Below are 16,041 nucleotides of genomic sequence, written 5' to 3'. Positions count from 1 at the left end.
GTAAAAAATTTAATTACATAGCAATTTACAATTGGAGTAATTATTTTGATTTGAAAAAATGAATTCATCATGACCCACGTTTACCAGCCGCAGAGATCGGCATCCATCCCCACATTGCGGCAGCTCAGCTGCTTCAAGCAGGCCGCTGAGCACCCCACCTTCACGCAGGCCGCCCAGTCGCTGGCGATGAGCCAGCCGGCCTTTTCCTCCGCCATCCGCGAACTTGAACTCACGCTGGGCGTTACCTTGTTTGACCGCAGCATGCGGCGCGTGCGGCTGACGCCGGCGGGCGAATCGGTGCGCGCCCAGGTCAGCTGGATGATTGCCACCTTTGACCAGGGCATGGAGGAGATGCTGCAGCGGCTGCAGCACCAAAGCCATGCCATCCGCATCCACTGCATCCCCTCGGCATCGCAGTGGATTGCGCCGTATATGGCCCAGTTCCAGCAGCGCCACCCGGAGGTGCATTTCGTGCTCGACGACATGCACAGCGACACGCTGATCGAGTCGATCACGCAAGGGGATGCGGACATCGCGGTGGGCCTGCAGTTCGACACGCCCTCGCACATCGATTCGCGCCTGATCGCCACGGACGAGATCATGGTCGTGCTCTCCCCGCGCCACCCGCTGGCCCAGCAGGCCAAGCTGCACTGGCACCATCTCAAGGACCAGCCCCTGGCGGTGCTGCGGCGGGGCAATACCTATGACATGATCACCACCGTGCTGCGCGAGCAGGGCGTGCATGTCAATGTGCCGCACAACCTGTCGTCGATCGAATCCCTGTACGCGCTGGTGCACAGCGATCTGAAAGTCGGGCTGATATCCAGCCTGAGCAAGCAGGCGCACTCTGACCCGCAGCTGTGCTACCTGCCGATCACCCGGCCGCAACTGGCCAGAAAAATTTGCCTGATGAAGCACGGCAAGCAGGCCGGAACGCCGTTGCTGGTGCAGGCCTTCTGGGACATGCTGTGCGATACGCTGTGAGCCAGCCCCGGACACCGCTTACGGACTGCCAACCGGCAACTGCATGCCCTTCCCCGGCGCCAGTGCGCCAGCGCCGCAGCCCAGACCGGCGCTAGTCTGAATAGCCTTTGGGCCAGGCACCAGGCCGCTCACAACAGGCCTCCCAGTTCTTGCCCCGCGCCGTGTGGCCAATGCCGGGGTTCAGGCTGTTGCTCGGGTCCAGCTGGCGGTAAAAATCAGCCAGTGCAGGCTTGGCCACATAGAGGTGGCCCACATTGTGTTCGGCCGGGTACTCGGCCCGGCGCGCATCGAGCAGCGTCCACATGCGGTGCTCCATCGCCAGCGGATCGACACCCTTTTTCACGATGTAGTCCTGGTGGAAGACATGGCAGAAAAAGTGGCCGTAGTAGAGCTTGTGCACCATGTCGGCCTCGACCTCGGCGGGCAACTGCTCGACCCAGTCGCGGTCATTGCGGCGCAGGGCAACATCGAGCGCGACGATGTCTTCGACCTGGGCGCGGTGCACTTCGCGGTAGCGGATGGCGGCGCCGGCAATCGCAAAGCGGTGCAGGAAGGCCTTGCGCCCTTCATCAGCATCACACTCAAACCAGCCGCCACTGGCGCTGCCAGCAAAATGCGTGCTCAGAAACGCGCGTGTGGCGTCTGCCGTGTCGTTGGCCACGCGCAGCAGCAGGTGGTGCTCATAGCGCTCGCGCCACTGGCGCATGCGCGGCGGCAAATGGCTGGGCAAGAGGTTGGTGACCGCCTGGATGATGCGGTCGCTGACGCCGCGCAGGCCCAGGCGCTCAAAGAAGCCATCGACCCGGCTTTTGAGCGCAAAGGCCGCAGGCACGCGGGCGGTGCCAAAGCGGTCAATCAGCAAGAAGGTGTCCTTGCCGTATTGCTCGCCAATGTCGTAGGCGGTGCGGTGGATGTACTCACCGGCAATCGGCAGCTCCGGCAACGCAGTGAGCAGATGGCGGCGCACGGTGGTCAGGTCGTCCGCCGTATTGCTGCCGATATAGAACACGGTGCTGGGCACTTTGGGAAAGGTATCGAGCCGCACCGCAAACAGGCAGAGCTTGCCGGCCGAGCCCGAGGCCTCAAACAAGCGCGAGGGATCGGCATTGAAGCGCGCGGGCGAATCCTGGTCCACATCGCGCACGGCGGCGGCGTAGCGTGGGTCGGAGGCGGCGCGCTGCGCATCGTGCGTGATGTCGGCCTCGCGGTAGTCGCCGTTGTGCAGGCGGGTCAGGATCTCCTGCGGCGTGGCGCCCAGTTCTATTCCCAAGTGGTTGACCAGCGCCAGCGAGCCATCGGCCCGCACCTGGGCATAGAGCGCCAGCTCGGTATAGGCCGGGCCACGCCGCACCAGCGAGCCGCCGGAGTTGTTGCAGATGCCCCCCAGCACCGAGGCACCGATGCAGGACGAGCCAATGACCGAATGCGGCTCGCGGCCCAGCGGCGCCAGCACCTGCTCCAACTTGTCCAAGGTCGCCCCCGGCAGGCAGACGACCTGGGCGCCATCGCCAATCACCTGCACTCCGGTGATGCGCAAGGTGTTGATCAGCACGATCTCGCGGTCATAGCCGCTGCCGTCGGGCGTCGACCCGCCGGTAAGCCCGGTGTTGGCCGCCTGCATGATGACGATGCGGTCGGCTGCCACAGCCGCCTCCAGCACCTGCCACTGCTCCCACAGGCTGGCCGGGCGCACCACGGCCAGCACCGGGCCTTCGCCGGTGCGGTGGCCTTTGCGAAAGCGGCGCGTGGCCTGGTCGCCCGTCAGCACATGGGCGGGGCCGACGGCGGCGCGCAGCTGGGCCAGCAGCGCATCGCGCGAGACGGGGGTGGTGGTGGCAGCGGTCATGGCAGGTCTTGGTAGGGTGCGTCGTTTACTGGCGCACCAGCAGATCGCCGTTGATATCGGCTACCTTGGCCACGCTGGTCAAGGTCATCGCCACGCGCATTTCCTTTTCCATCAGCTCCAGCAGGTGCTTGACGCCCGCCTGGCCGGAGGTGGCCAGCGCATAGATAAAGGCGCGGCCGAGCAAGGTAGCGTCCGCCCCCAACGCGATGGCGCGCACGATGTCGAGGCCATTGCGAATACCCGAGTCCGCCAGGATCTTGATCTGGCCCTTGACCGCATCGGCAATCGCCGGCAGCGCGCGGGCCGACGACAGCACGCCATCGAGCTGGCGGCCGCCATGGTTGCTGACCACGATGCCATCGGCGCCAAAGCGCACGGCGTCCTTGGCGTCTTCCGGATCGAGGATGCCCTTGATGACCATCGGGCCCTTCCAGAAGTCGCGGATCCATTCCAGGTCCTTCCAGGAGATCGATGGATCAAAATTGCTGCCCAGCCAGCCGATGTAGTCGGCCAGGCCCGTGGGGCTGCCCCGGTAGGCGGAGATATTGCCCAGGTCGTGCGGTCGGCCGTTCAAGCCCACATCCCAGGACCAGGCCGGGTGGGTGAGGGACTGCCAGTAGCGGCGCATCGCCGCATTGGGGCCACTCATGCCCGAATGCGCATCGCGGTAGCGGGCGCCGGGCACGGGCATATCGACGGTGAACACCAGGGTGGAGCAGCCGGCGGCCTGCGCGCGCTCGAGCGCGTTCTTCATAAAGCCCCGGTCCTTGAGCACATAGAGCTGGAACCACATCGGCCGGCCCAGGCCCGGCGCCACCTCTTCAATCGGGCAGACCGAGACGGTGGACAGGGTGAAGGGAATGCCATGGGCAGCGGCGGCGCGCGAGGCCTGCACCTCGCCCCGGCGGGCAAACATGCCCAGCAGGCCGACGGGCGCGAGGATGGCGGGGATAGAGAGCTTTTCGCCAAACAGCTCGATGCTGGTGTCGAGCTGGCTCATGTCCTTGAGCACGCGCTGGCGCAGTGCAACATCGGCGTAGTCGGCCACATTGCGCTTGAGCGTTTGCTCGGCATAGGCGCCGCCATCGATGTAGTGGAACAGAAAGGGCGGCAGGCGCTTTTGCGCGGCGGCGCGGTAGTCGGATGCGGAAGAGATGATCATGGTGGCGCTCTCAGGGCTGGGTGTTTGTCTCGGTATGTTGGTTGTCAGGATCCGCGCAGATCAGGGCACACCCGGCAGGCTGGGCATCAGCTCGGCCGGCAGGCGCATCGATCGCTCGCGGCGTGCGCGCTCTTCGTCCATCTGCAAGATGGTGTGGCGCACATGCTCCAGGTGCTCGCCAATGCAGGCGCGGGCGCGCTGCGGGTCGCCCTCCAAAATCGCCTGCATCAGGCTTTGGTGCTGCACGGTGAGCTGCTGCAGCGTGACGGGGGCGCTCAGGCGGAACATGTCGTGGCGGTTGCGCTCCACGGTAGAGAGCACCACGGTGAACAGGCTTTGCATCACCTGCACCAGCACCAGATTGTGCGAGGCCTCGGCAATCGCCAGGTGGAACTGCGCATCAGCACGCGCGGCCAGCTCGGCATGGCCGCTTTGCTGGTGCTCGATCATCACATCAAAACAGCGCTGGATGCGTTCCTTGTCTTGCGCGGTGGCACGCTGCGCGGCCAGCCAGGCGGTGCTGCTCTCCAGCGCATGGCGGGTCTCCAGCACGTCATAGCGGTAGTTGGGGTCCGATTCGATCAGCCCGGCCAGCGGCCCCATGGCCTCCTGCAGCCAATCTGCCGATGGCACCGTTTGCACATAGGTGCCATCGCCGCGCCGGGCCGACAGCACCCCCTGGCTGATGAGCTTTTGCAGCGCCTCGCGCACTGACGTGCGCGACACCCCCAGCTCCAGCGCCAGTTGCCGCTCGGCCGGCAGGCGCTGGCCCGGCTGCAAGCCACGGGCCTGCACCAGGGCAAGCAGTTTTTCGACAACATGGTCAGCGAGGCGCATGGGGAGAGCTTTCAGGTGTTGGTTGCCTAGAGTCGCTAAAGCAGCCCAGCAAACCGTAGGTTTGCGATTGAGACGAGGCGCCAAGCCGCAGGCAGTACTTTAGTACGACAAGGCTTGGCAACGACGTATCAAGGGCTGGGTTAGCGACTCTCAATGACCTGGAATCATCCACGGAAACACGTAGGCCTGCAGCGTAGTCATCAAACCGATGATGACGGCAAAGATCAGGCTGTGCTTTACCGTAAAGCGGAACAGATCCGATTCGCGCCCCGCCAGACCCACGGCCGCGCAGGCAATGGCGATGGACTGGGGCGAGATCATCTTGCCCGTCACACCGCCGGTGGTGTTGGCGGCCACGGTCAGCACCTGGGGCAGGCCCAGCTGCTGCGCGGTGGTGGCCTGCAGCGCGGCAAACAGTGCATTGGCAGAGGTGTCCGAGCCCGTCAGGAACACCCCTATCCAGCCCAGGAAGGGCGAGAAGAAGGTGAAGGCCTGGCCCGTATGCGCCAGTGCCAACGCCAGGGTGGCCGACAGGCCCGAGTAATTGGCGACAAAGGCAAAGGCCAGCACCATGCCGATGGAGTAGATCGGCACCGCCAGTTCCTTGAAAGTCTCCCCCAAGGTAGCGACCGCTTTGGACGGCGACAGGCGAGTGAAGGCAATCGTGATCAGCGCCGCAATCAGGATGGCGGTGCCGGTGGCCAGCAGCCAGTTGAAGGTGTAAACAGCGCCGTAAGGGGCAGCAGCGGCCACGACGGGCGGCGTCTTCTCAACCAGGTTGTGCAGAAACGGCACCGGAATATTGATGACGGTGGACGCCAGCGGGCCACCTGCCGCAAACAGCGCCTTGAAGGGCTTGATGCTCCAGACCGTGACCATGGCGGTCAGGATGATAAAGGGCGACCAGGCCTTGATGACCGCAGCGGCGGTGAGCGGCGCGCCCGAGCTGACAGGTACGACGGGCACGGCTGCTGCGCCTTGTTCACCCGCCTCTGGCGTAAAACGGAAGATGCGCTTGGGCTGCCAGACCTTGAGGAACAGGGTCAGCGCAATCAAGGACACGATGGCCGAGGTGATATCAGGCAGCTCCGGGCCAATGTAGTTGGCGGTGAGGAACTGCACGATCGCAAACGAACCACCACCGACCAGCACCGCAGGCCAGGTCTCCTTCACCCCGCGCCAGCCATCCATGATGGCCATCAGCCAGAACAGCACGAGCACGGTCATGAAAGGCAGCTGGCGGCCCGCCATCTGGCCAATCGCAAACGCATCGACGCCCGACACCTGGCCAGCCACGATGATCGGAATGCCCATGGCGCCAAACGCAACCGGGGCGGTATTGGCGATCAGGCACAGGCCTGCGGCATACAGCGGCTTGAAGCCCAGGCCCACCAGCAAGGCCGCCGTGATCGCGACCGGTGCGCCAAAACCTGCCGCGCCTTCCAAAAACGCGCCAAAGCAAAAGCCCACCAGGATGAGCTGCAAGCGCTGATCGGGCGTCACCGACAGGATCGACGAGCGGATCACATCGAACTGCCCCGTTTTGACGGAGATCTTGTACAGAAATACGGCGGCCACAATGATCCAGGCAATAGGCCACAAGCCGTAGAAAAAGCCGTAGACGGCCGAGGCCAGCGCTGCGCTGACGGGCATGCGGTAGAACAGCAACGCCACCGCCAGGGCCAGCACCACCGTGATGGTGCCCGCCTGGTAGCCCTTGAGCCGCAGCTTAGTCAGTGCCAAAAAGAAAAACAGGATCGGAATCAAGGCCACCAGGGCCGACACCCAGATGTTGCCAGCCGGGTCGTAGTTTTGCTGCCAGAGAGTTTGCATGGCGATGTCTCGAAGTTATTGGAGGGGCGCTTGTGGCGCCTTGGTCTTGGGCTGTTCACCGGCGGCATAGGGCTAACGGGCTGCTTGGGATGCCCGGTTCTTGGCCTTGCCTGGTGAATGGCTTGTTCGCTATGCCGTTGGTTGGACCTTTGGTTTAAATTGGTATTACCAATAAACCACGAAATCGCCAACCTGCGGCAAAGTTGGGCGATTATTGGGGAATTAAGCCTATTTACTTCTAGGGTAAACCCGAAATTTAACAATTCATAGGCCAATTTTCATTATTGGTAATACCAATTCAAACCAGCAAAATTGACTTTGGTCGCTGAATGAGGGCACTGACCACTCGCCACAGTGCTGGCATGGCAGTGACCGCTCACCCGTCCTCCGCCAAGGGGAACGTCAGAGAAATTCCCCAATTTCAGGGATAGCATTTTTCGCCCACTCGCATACCATCGCGGGGGTCCGCCCGCGCGTTTTTTTGCTTATCCATGCTTGAACCTTCGTTGCTTGTTGAAGATGCTCTTTTGCCTGTCCCCGTCCTGGTCGTGGAGGACGAGCCGCTTCTGCAACAACGCTTGCGCCAGGTGCTGCACCAGCTTGGCTATGAGGACGATACGCTGATCTTTGCCGGCACGCTGGCAGAGGCGCGGGCTGTGGTCGCCGAGGGGCCGGTGGGCCTGGCCTTGGTGGATTTGCGCCTGCCCGATGGCAATGGCCAGTCGCTGATCGAAGAGCTGCGGGCCGAGGATCCGGGGCTGGGCATTCTGGTGGTGTCGGCCTGGAGCTCCGAAGAACTGATCCTGAGCGCCTTGCGCGCCGGGGCCACGGGCTATGTGCTCAAGCAGCGCGACGATTTCGAGGTGATGCTGTCCATCCGCAGCGTGCTGCGCGGTGGCGCGCCGATCGACCCCTTTATTGCCCGGCGCATTTTGCAGCTGCTGCCACTGCGCGTGCCCAAGCCGGCCGACCACGCAGCGCCCGCTGCCAGCGGCGGCGAGCCCGATGTGGGCCTGACGCCCCGGGAGGCCGAGATCTTGCGCCTGGTGGCCGATGGCATGAGCAACCGTGAGATCGCCAACGAAGTGCATCTGTCCCGCCATACGGTGGAGAGCCATGTCAAGCGCATTTACCGCAAGCTGGCCGTCTCCTCGCGCATGATGGCGGTGCGCGAGGCGCGCGCCCGGGGAATGATTGAGTGAGCCCGCGCGCTCACCCCCTGCCCCGCCTGTTGCAAGCCGGGGCGTACCTGCTGGTGCTGCTGTTTGTACTGCTGGCTGGGCCTGCGATGGCCCAAACCGCGCCAGCCAGCACTCCCCAGGCCGGCAGCTGCAAGGCGCAAATCCTGCACGTGGATGCGGCACGCGCCAGCGCACTCAACCCGCAGCTGCCAGCCCCGACCGAGGGCTGGGAGCCGGTCACGCTGCCCGATCTCTGGACCCAGCGCTGGCCTGCGCACGATGGCGCCGTCTGGTACCGCATTGCCTGGCAGCGCAGCTGCGCCAGCCCACCACCTGGGCTCGATGCCGAGTCCTCCTCGCCCCCTGAGTCCATTGCATTGGGCATTGATGGCATCAGCGTGGCCGGTGCGGTGTATGTGAACCATGACCTGCTCTGGAGCGATGCCTCCCTGGTCGAGCCGCTGTCACGCAGCTGGAATGTGCCGCGCTGGTGGCTGCTGCCAGAATCGCTGCTGCAGCCCGGGGTCAACACTATCTGGGTGTATGCGGTGGGCCACCGCGCCTTGAGCCCGGGCCTGGGCCAGCTGCGCCTGGGCGCGCCGCAAGAGGTGGCCCAGGTGCAGGCGGGCAAGCAATGGCGCCAGCGCACGGTCTACTTTGTCAATGCCGTGCTGTGTGCGATGGCCGGGGTGCTGTTCTTCAGCATCTGGTTACTGCAGCGCAAAGCCCGCACCTATGGCTGGTTTGCGCTGATGGCCTTGTGCTGGATGCTGTATTTAAGCACCTACCTGGCGGGCAGCCAGTGGCCCTGGCCGGATTCGCTCACCCGTGCCCGCTTCAGCCTGGTGGCGCTGCTGGGCTATGTGCTGAGCGTGTGCATCTTCACCTTCCGCTTTGGCGCGCAAAAGCTGCCCTGGGTGGAGCGCTTTTTGTGGCTGTTGGCCTTTGTCGGTGCAGCGATCACCTGTCTGGTGCCTGCCGAGCATGCGCGCCAGGGCTTTAGCCTGGTGTGGCAGGGCGCGACGGCGGTGTTCCTGGTCAATGGGCTGCAGTTCCAGCTCCATGCCTGGTTCCCGCGCAAACGGCCGCGCAATCTGGCGCATATCCTGCTCGCCTGCATCTGGCTGCTGCTGACCCTGGTGGCGCTCAACAACCTGTACTCGGTGCTGGACCGCTGGCAGGTGGCGCGCGACTGGGCGGCACTCAGCGGCGTGCTGGTGATTGGCCTGCTGATGCTGCTCTTGGGCGGCCAGCTGGTGCGGCAGATGCATGAGGTGCGGCGCTTTAACCGCGAGCTCAAACAAGGGGTGGAATCTGCCCGCAGCGAGCTGGCCCAGGCGCTGCAGCGCGAGCATGTGCAGGCGCTGGAGAACGCCAAGCTGCAAGAGCGCATGGCCCTGGCCCATGACCTGCACGACGGCCTGGGCGGTGCCCTGGTGCGCAGCATGGCGCTGGTCGAGCAGGCGGACGAGACCATCAGCAGCGCGCGTGTGCTGTCCTTGCTCAAAAGCATGCGCGATGACCTCAACCAGCTGATCGACTACGGCTCCAGCGCCGGCGCATCGGTGCCCGACACCCCCGTGCAATGGGCCGCGCCACTGCGCCACCGCATCACCCGCATCTTGGATGAGATTGGCGTGCAGACCCACTGGAGCATTGCCGCGCAGTGGCAGGGCAGCGTCGAAGAAGGCAAGCGCCCCAATGCGCTGCAATGCCTGCTGCTGACCCGGCTGGTGGAGGAGGCGCTGTCCAACGTCATCAAGCACAGCCATGCCAGCAAGGTGCGGGTGGAGTATTCGCAGCCCCGGCCCAACCAGCTGCTGGTGCGGGTCGAGGACGATGGCGTGGGCTTTGATGTGCAGGCCGTGCAGCGCGCCGGCCAATCGGTGGGCATGCGCAGCATGGCCGCCCGCGCCGAACGCCTGGGCGCCAGCTTCAGCGTGCAATCGAGCCCGGCCGGCACGATGGTGACGGCGGTGCTGCAGCTGGGGGCGGGGCTGCCTGCGGCAGCACCGGGGGCCGCTGCGCGTTGAGCGCGGTCTGCCGCGCTACAGACAACGGGAGGGGTGAGGTGACGGGCTCTGCTGCCGCTCGCGGTGTAGAAGGCCCATGGCTCGTCATCAAAAAATGGCCACCACAGACAGCTGCCTGTGGTGGCCTTGGGACTCTATCCGCAACAAAGATCAGCGCTTAGTGCTTGACGGCCTCGCGCCAGCTGATGCGCTTGCCCTGGGGCTTGGGGGCTGCCACGGGGATACGGATATCAATCGGATCGCCCACCACACCGGTTTGAACGTGGCTGGTGACGGTGCCATCTTTGTCAGCGGTCAGCGCATTGCCGACGATAAGGGTATCGGGCACCTGCACGCCCGCCGCTCCCCCGTCGGGGCCATCGACCACCGCCTGCCCGGTCTCCACGTTGAGGTAGTTGAGCCAGCCGTAGCCGCCTGCCTCGCAGGGGTCATCCGTGGGCACATTGCTGGCAACGACCAAGGTCGTGCCGGCCAGGCGCAGATTGACGTTCACCCGCTCACGCCTATCGGGCAGGTCCACATACCAGCCTTTTTTGCGGTCTTTGCAGGCCGCCTCGTTGCTTGCGCAGCTGATGCGGCGCACCAAATTGCCCTCGTTGTCCCTGGCTTTGCTCAAGACTGATTGCTTGAGGTCTGCGCGGAAGGCTGGCCCAGTGGAGGTGTAGCCCTCTGCCCTGTCATCAAAGCCATAGATGGACTGCGGGTCCGCATTGCCCAAATCCGCAGGCCCAAACAGCCGCCCGGTGGCCACCAGAATGCGCGGCAGCTGGCTGCTGCCCTGCACCAGTTCCACACGGGTGGTGATGGGCTGGGGTTTGCCGCCATGGACCAGTTGCACCACCTTGTTCACCTCGAAGCGGCTGGTCGCCACATTCCACTGAAAGCGCCAGACATGGCCTTCCAGATCGCCGCCGTAGAGCAAGCGGGTGGTGTTGTCGCCAGCAGGGTCGCGCAGGTAGTTGTTGAGCTCGCGCAGGCCGCTGCCCGTGGGGGTGGTCATTTGCTCCATGACTTGCCCGGTGCTGGCATTGAGCACAAACACATGGTTACGCCCATCGGCATTATTGTAGCCCGAGGTCAGGAACACGGCCCAGGTGCCATTGGGGTGCTTGGAGACCAGGGGCCGGCCAAAGCTCAGGCCCATGTTCGGCAGGCTCGCTTCCCACAGCGGCTTGGGGTTCTTCGGGTCGCTGATGTCGAGCGCGTAGTAGCCCTTGCCGCCCTTGTTGAAGCCGCCCACCAGGATGGTTTTCCAGCCGTTGGCGTCGCGGATATCGGCCACCACGGGCGCGCCATCGACAAAGTAGCGGTGGCCGCCGTCGTAGTCGACGCTCGCCAGCCGCGCCATCTCGGGCATCACGGCGGTGGGAACAAAGGCCCAGAGCTCGCGCGCTGCCTGGGGCACGGCCCGGCCGCCGACGGTTTCTGTCTTGCGCAGGTCGGTCTCGGCATCAAACGCATGCAGCATGCCGTCATTGCCGCCCACGTACACCATGGGCTTGCGGTTTTGCTGGCTCAGGCGGTAGGCGGCATAGCCGTCGTCCCGGTAGCGGCGGGTGGGCTTGCCCACATACAGCGGCTGCGAGCCGATGATGTCGCCCAGCCGGCTCTCGCGCGGGCGGTAGAGGCGCTGGGCATCGCCCAGTGCAAAGCCCTCCAGGCTGCGGTCGCCGCGCAGAAAGTTCAGCAGGTTGGCGCCTACTGCAGCCTGTTTTTGTGCATCGCTCATCTGCGCATACTGGGCCAGGCGGGTGCTGATGGCCGGGGCATCGAAATGGCTGCGCAAGCTGCCCAGGTTGGCATAGCTGAATTCGGTCAGCGCACCGGCATTCATGAACAGAATGCGGCGGTTGTCGGTAGCCAGGTCACGCTTGTCCAGCGCCTCTTTGGCCGACCAGCCGACGATGGGTGTGCGCCGGCCCGAGTTCAGGCCGATTTCAAAGGCCTGCAGATCGCCCGACCAGCGGCCGGTGCGGTAAGTGGCGGCATAGGCAAAGTTGTTGCCCGCCTCGGTGATGGGCGAGGACACGCCGACACTGGCGCCAGAGCCCAGGGCCGCACGGATATCGGCAAACACCTCGGCCAGGCCGGCTTGGATGGCGACCGGGTCGTTGGCGCTGAAGTACAGCCCGCGGCCATTGACGGCGGTGTGCCAGAAGTCATCGATGGACTCGGGGCGCTCGTAGTCGCGGGTGTCGTCCTTGGGCCAGATGGGCCAGGTCTTGAGGCCGCTGCGCAGGTCGGCAAAATCGCCCGCTCCGCTCTTGTAGTTCTTGTCATAGCGCAAGGCACCCGAGACGCCCATGCCGATCACATAGGTGCTCATGTGCTGCCAGGTGGCCTTGTCGTCTTCGGCGCCCGTCCCCACGGGCCGCACCTTGTTGTCCCAGCCGCGCGGCGTATCGCTGCTGCTGCCCGGGCGCAGATCGGTCGCGTAGTAGTACTGGGCCACATCGGCCAGCGAGTTGCTGCTGCCGCCCGTTGCCGGGCTCAGGTGCTCGTCGTCGCAGGGCAGCTTGCCGCAGCGGGTATGGGCCGCTGGCAGCGCAGACCAGGGGGCCGTGCCAGGCTGGGGTTTGCGATTGGGAGGGTCGAGAGGCCGGACCACCGGCGGCGCTGCGTCGAGCGGGTAGCAGACCGCAGGGGATTCCAGATCGCCGCTGAAGAGGACGATGCCTGGCGGCTCCAGCGTACGGCCTGTTTCTGCAGTACCCACCAGGCTCACCTTGTGGGTGGTGTATTGGCCGTTGAAGACCTTCTTCTGGCCCTTGTACTCCTCACAGGTGGCTGCCGGGCAGTTGTCGGGCTTGGTGGGCACAATCGTGGTCGAGCCCAGGCCCACGCCGCTGCAGTCGGTCACCACATGGGTCACTGGGTTGTAGCCGGGCACGCACAGCTCGCCTTGCGGCACGTTGATGGTGGTGGGGCCTTCTTGCACGCACTGGGTCTCTACACCAATGGAATTGGTGCCCGGCTGGCAGGCGGCAAAGGCTTCGGCCGATTGCAGGTAGACCAGGCCGTCGGGGGTGCTTTCGTCGAAGCTCTCGCAGGTGCTGGTGGTCCAGCCATTTTCCTTGGTGGGGCGCCCTGCGCCCTCCGACTGTGCAACCAGCGCTTCACAGGTTCCATAGGCAAGGTCAACGTCATAGCTGCGGTGTCTGCAGTTGGAGACCACTTTATAGCCATCCACCAGGCCTTGGCAGCCGGGTACGGGCTGCACGGGCTCTGTCATGGGTTGACAGCTCGATTGCGTCCACTCCGGAGGGCCAGACGCCTCAATCACGCATGCCTGCACATTCTCCGTGCGCTGCAGCCTCGGCTGGCACACGCTGTAAATGCAGCCATTCGCTGGTGTTGCATCTTGCGGGGTACAGGTGGCCGGGTTGGTTGGCGTTGGAGGGGGCGGCTGCACGCCCTCCATGCCCGGTGCAGGCGTGCATTGGCCCGGTTGTGGTGTTCCGTCGCTGTTGTCCTGGCATAGGATGCCCATCCAGCCATTGTCGGCAGATGGTGTCCTAGGCGTGCACGATGACACCGCCCGCCAAGGGTTGTACTGCATCCCGCACGTCAGGTCGTAGAGCGGCGTGGAATGGGTGCGGCAGTTCGCGGAGTCTTGCTGCACCGGGCCACCCCAACTGTTGCGGATGTTGCTGCATTCCACCATGTAGTTACCCTCGATTCCGGCCTTGCAAGCGCTGGGTGCCACCGTGCTGGTCAAGGGTGCGCCTCGCGGCTCACACAGAATGTTGATGCGGCCGGGCCGGTCGGGCAATTCACCGGGCCTGCAGACGGCCACCCTCTCTGAGGCGCCGCGCTGCCGGCACTCGGTATAGGTGCTGCTGGCAGCATCCCATACCGGTGCACTGGTGACCGGGCAGCTGTTGTCAGTTTCACCCTCGTCACCATTGATAGCCTCACGGGTGCAGCTGGTATGCCGAAAACCATTGGCCTGGCTGGCCGCCTGAGGAACACACTGGTCCTGGGGCACATAGCGCTCCTCGCGGTGGCTGCTGTTGCAGTTGCTGTATTCCACCAGCGCGGTGCTGCCGCCAGCAGCGGCAATATCGGCCGCCAACTGGGGGTGCAGGCTGTTGCAGGCCAACACGGGGCCGCTGTAGGCCGGCACGGCTACGCCTTCGCAGGCAATGGTGCCCACGCCGGGCACATACTGGCCATTGCGGCTGCAATAGGCCGAGGCGCTGACATCGCGGTCGGTGGGGCCATCGCACTCCACCAGGTAGTCTCCCGCTCTGCCCGGTGTGCAAGACTGCACCACTTTCCAGCTGTCGCCCCCGGGCGGCTCAACCTTGCAGCCGCTGGCAAAGGCCTCACACACTGCCTTGTCGGTGGTCTTGAGCTCCACCTCGCCCAGCGCCGGGTTTTTGTACCAGTAAAAATAGCGCTTCTCACGCGTCTGGCCAGCTACCGCCCGGGCCCAGGGCGTTTGGGTTTCCGTGCTCCAGGTGGTAACCAGCTTGTTGCGGTACTGTTTTTTGGTGATGTAGTTCCAGCTGATTCTCTGCTGGTACTGGTTTTTGCTGACGGTATGCGTGCCTTGGGCATACCAGTACTCAGTCTGCATCGCCGAAAAATTGCCGTCTCCTGGGGCTCGGGCTTTGTGGGACACCAGCAGTGTTTGGTTGTACCGCTTTTGAACCCAACGCAGAGAGCCGACCCTCTGGCTTTGGCGCAGCACATCCTTTTTGATGATCTTCTTGTAGACCGTCTCGGTCTTGGTGCCGCCACCGGGCACGGTCAGCTTCCAGCCAGCGGTGCAGTCGGCCAGGTCGTAGGTCACCGATGCATCCCGCTCCAGCTTGTAGCCATTGACTGAGCCATCGTAGACCGGGCGGGGGCGCAAGCCCTCGGGCCCGGTCAGCGACAGCGGCGGGCCATCCTGCTGGCCAACCAGGGTGGTGCCATCGATTTGCACCGGGCCTTTGCCCTGGGTCTCCTGGCCTACGTTCCAGTAGCCATCAGTGGTGACGATGGCATAGTGCCGCTGGCAGGCGGAGACGACGGGATCGACAAAGGGCCGCATGCTGTCATTGATGCTGTCGCTTTTGCCCGCGTAATAGCGGCCCACCCGCGCCAGCGCCTCGCGCGTGGGCGAGGTGCCCCCGGTTTTGGTGCCCTGGATGGCCTGAAACCAGGCCTGCTTGTCGCTGCCGGCAAAATCTTGCACCGGCAGAAAATGGCTGTTTGGGCCCGTGCCTGGCTTGGCCACCGTCAAAAAGCCCACCCGGAAGTTGTCATTGAGCGTGCCAAAGGCCAGGCTGACGGAGGACTTGGCCATGTTGATGCGCGTGCGGTAGTAGCTGTACCAGATGGCAAAGTTGCGCTCTTGCGCGGCAGCGTTGGCCAGCTTGACGCGGCTCCAGCGGCCGCGCATCTGGCCGCCTGGCACCCCCTCGATCGGCTGGGCCACGGTGCCGCTGTCCTGCACGCTGCCATCATCGGCATGGAGGCTGGGGACATCGGGCCAGGTACAGCTGGACTCCCGCTCCCAGCTGGGCATCGTGGGGTAGGTGGCGCTGCTGGGCTGCCATTGGAAATAATAGGCCCGCTGGGGCGGGTCGTCGTTCAGGCTCTGCCGGCGTGTGTCGCCGTCATAGGCCCGAAAGGTGGTGGCAAGGTTGACGGCGCCGCGCGCCTGGTCATAGCCATCCTTCCAGGCCGCAGAGAAGCTGGGCACCGGCATGTCGGTGATGCCATCGGCCCGCTTGGGCAGCGGATAGCTGGTATCGGGGTTGTAGTAGAGCGTATTGCACAGCGCGCTCTTGTAGCCCACCGGGAAAAAGTTGGCGTTTTTCTCCCAGTCATCGGGCATATGGCTCCATTTCATGGAGTCCGAAGTGTCGAGCAGCAGCATCACATTGGGCTTGGCCTGGTCGGCCAGGATGCCCAGCGGAATATCGGCAATGTCCACCGCATCTGACGATGCGGAATCGGCTGCCGCGCTGCTGGCAAACAAGCCCGCTGCCACGGCAGCGGCAGCGGCGGCGAGCATGGCCCCCAGGCCTGCGGCCCGGCGCCCGCGCAGCGGGGGTTTGAATTTCTGAAGCATTTCCCTCTCCTTCGTCCTCATGGCTGATCGGCCCCTGCGGGCCTGCGGCTGCTGCGGGCGTCTGCGCGCTGTTCACTGCCGACCTTGCTGATTTTTTT

At 64.4% G+C, this 16,041-nt stretch carries 8 protein-coding genes; 3 read left to right on the top strand and 5 right to left on the bottom strand.

The window, feature by feature from the left end; all coding sequences use genetic code 11:
• Positions 1–69 precede the first annotated feature (69 nt).
• Positions 70–984: a LysR family transcriptional regulator gene (locus tag WH303_RS03795; protein WP_339517060.1), complete on the top strand. Its 915-nt coding sequence runs from the start codon at positions 70–72 to the stop codon at positions 982–984.
• 91 nt (positions 985–1,075) lie between these two features.
• Here the strand turns inward: WH303_RS03795 and dld are convergent, their stop codons facing one another.
• The 4 genes from dld to lldP all read right to left on the bottom strand — a co-directional run bounded on the left by dld (position 1,076) and on the right by lldP (position 6,662).
• Positions 1,076–2,830: a D-lactate dehydrogenase gene (dld, locus tag WH303_RS03790; RefSeq protein WP_339517059.1), complete on the bottom strand. Its 1,755-nt coding sequence runs from the start codon at positions 2,828–2,830 to the stop codon at positions 1,076–1,078.
• A 25-nt stretch (positions 2,831–2,855) separates the two neighbouring features.
• Positions 2,856–3,992, bottom strand: coding sequence for an FMN-dependent L-lactate dehydrogenase LldD (lldD, locus tag WH303_RS03785; protein WP_339517058.1), 1,137 nt, complete (start codon positions 3,990–3,992; stop codon positions 2,856–2,858).
• A 60-nt stretch (positions 3,993–4,052) separates the two neighbouring features.
• Positions 4,053–4,829, bottom strand: coding sequence for a transcriptional regulator LldR (gene lldR / locus WH303_RS03780; protein WP_312988237.1), 777 nt, complete (start codon positions 4,827–4,829; stop codon positions 4,053–4,055).
• A gap of 150 nt (positions 4,830–4,979) precedes the next feature.
• Positions 4,980–6,662: an L-lactate permease gene (gene lldP / locus WH303_RS03775; RefSeq protein ID WP_339517057.1), complete on the bottom strand. Its 1,683-nt coding sequence runs from the start codon at positions 6,660–6,662 to the stop codon at positions 4,980–4,982.
• Positions 6,663–7,153: 491 nt separating this feature from the next.
• Here lldP and WH303_RS03770 point away from each other — a divergent pair, with 491 nt between their 5' ends.
• The gene (locus tag WH303_RS03770) at positions 7,154–7,864 is read left to right on the top strand and encodes a response regulator transcription factor (protein WP_339517056.1); all 711 of its coding nucleotides are present in this window, start codon (positions 7,154–7,156) and stop codon (positions 7,862–7,864) included.
• Positions 7,861–9,876, top strand: a complete 2,016-nt coding sequence (locus WH303_RS03765; protein WP_339517055.1) for a sensor histidine kinase — start codon at positions 7,861–7,863, stop codon at positions 9,874–9,876. Before WH303_RS03770 ends, WH303_RS03765 begins: the two co-directional genes overlap by 4 nt.
• 157 nt (positions 9,877–10,033) lie before the next feature.
• Here the strand turns inward: WH303_RS03765 and WH303_RS03760 are convergent, their stop codons facing one another.
• Entirely contained in the window at positions 10,034–15,943 is a 5,910-nt protein-coding gene (locus WH303_RS03760) for a pilus assembly protein (protein WP_339517054.1), read from the bottom strand.
• Positions 15,944–16,041 lie beyond the last annotated feature (98 nt).

The sequence above is a fragment of the Comamonas sp. MYb69 genome, assembly GCF_037479315.1.
GTDB lineage: Bacteria > Pseudomonadota > Gammaproteobacteria > Burkholderiales > Burkholderiaceae_C > Comamonas.
The sequence above is the reverse complement of the archived record's forward strand: the minus strand, read 5'-3'. Positions and strand labels throughout refer to the sequence as shown.

Coding starts and splice junctions, on each gene's coding strand:
- lldR (WP_312988237.1), bottom strand. CDS start 4,829: ATGCGCCTCGCTGACCATGTTGTCGAAAAACTGCTTGCCCTGGTGCAG.
- WH303_RS03770 (WP_339517056.1), top strand. CDS start 7,154: ATGCTTGAACCTTCGTTGCTTGTTGAAGATGCTCTTTTGCCTGTCCCC.
- WH303_RS03795 (WP_339517060.1), top strand. CDS start 70: ATGACCCACGTTTACCAGCCGCAGAGATCGGCATCCATCCCCACATTG.
- lldD (WP_339517058.1), bottom strand. CDS start 3,992: ATGATCATCTCTTCCGCATCCGACTACCGCGCCGCCGCGCAAAAGCGC.
- dld (WP_339517059.1), bottom strand. CDS start 2,830: ATGACCGCTGCCACCACCACCCCCGTCTCGCGCGATGCGCTGCTGGCC.
- lldP (WP_339517057.1), bottom strand. CDS start 6,662: ATGCAAACTCTCTGGCAGCAAAACTACGACCCGGCTGGCAACATCTGG.
- WH303_RS03760 (WP_339517054.1), bottom strand. CDS start 15,943: ATGCTTCAGAAATTCAAACCCCCGCTGCGCGGGCGCCGGGCCGCAGGC.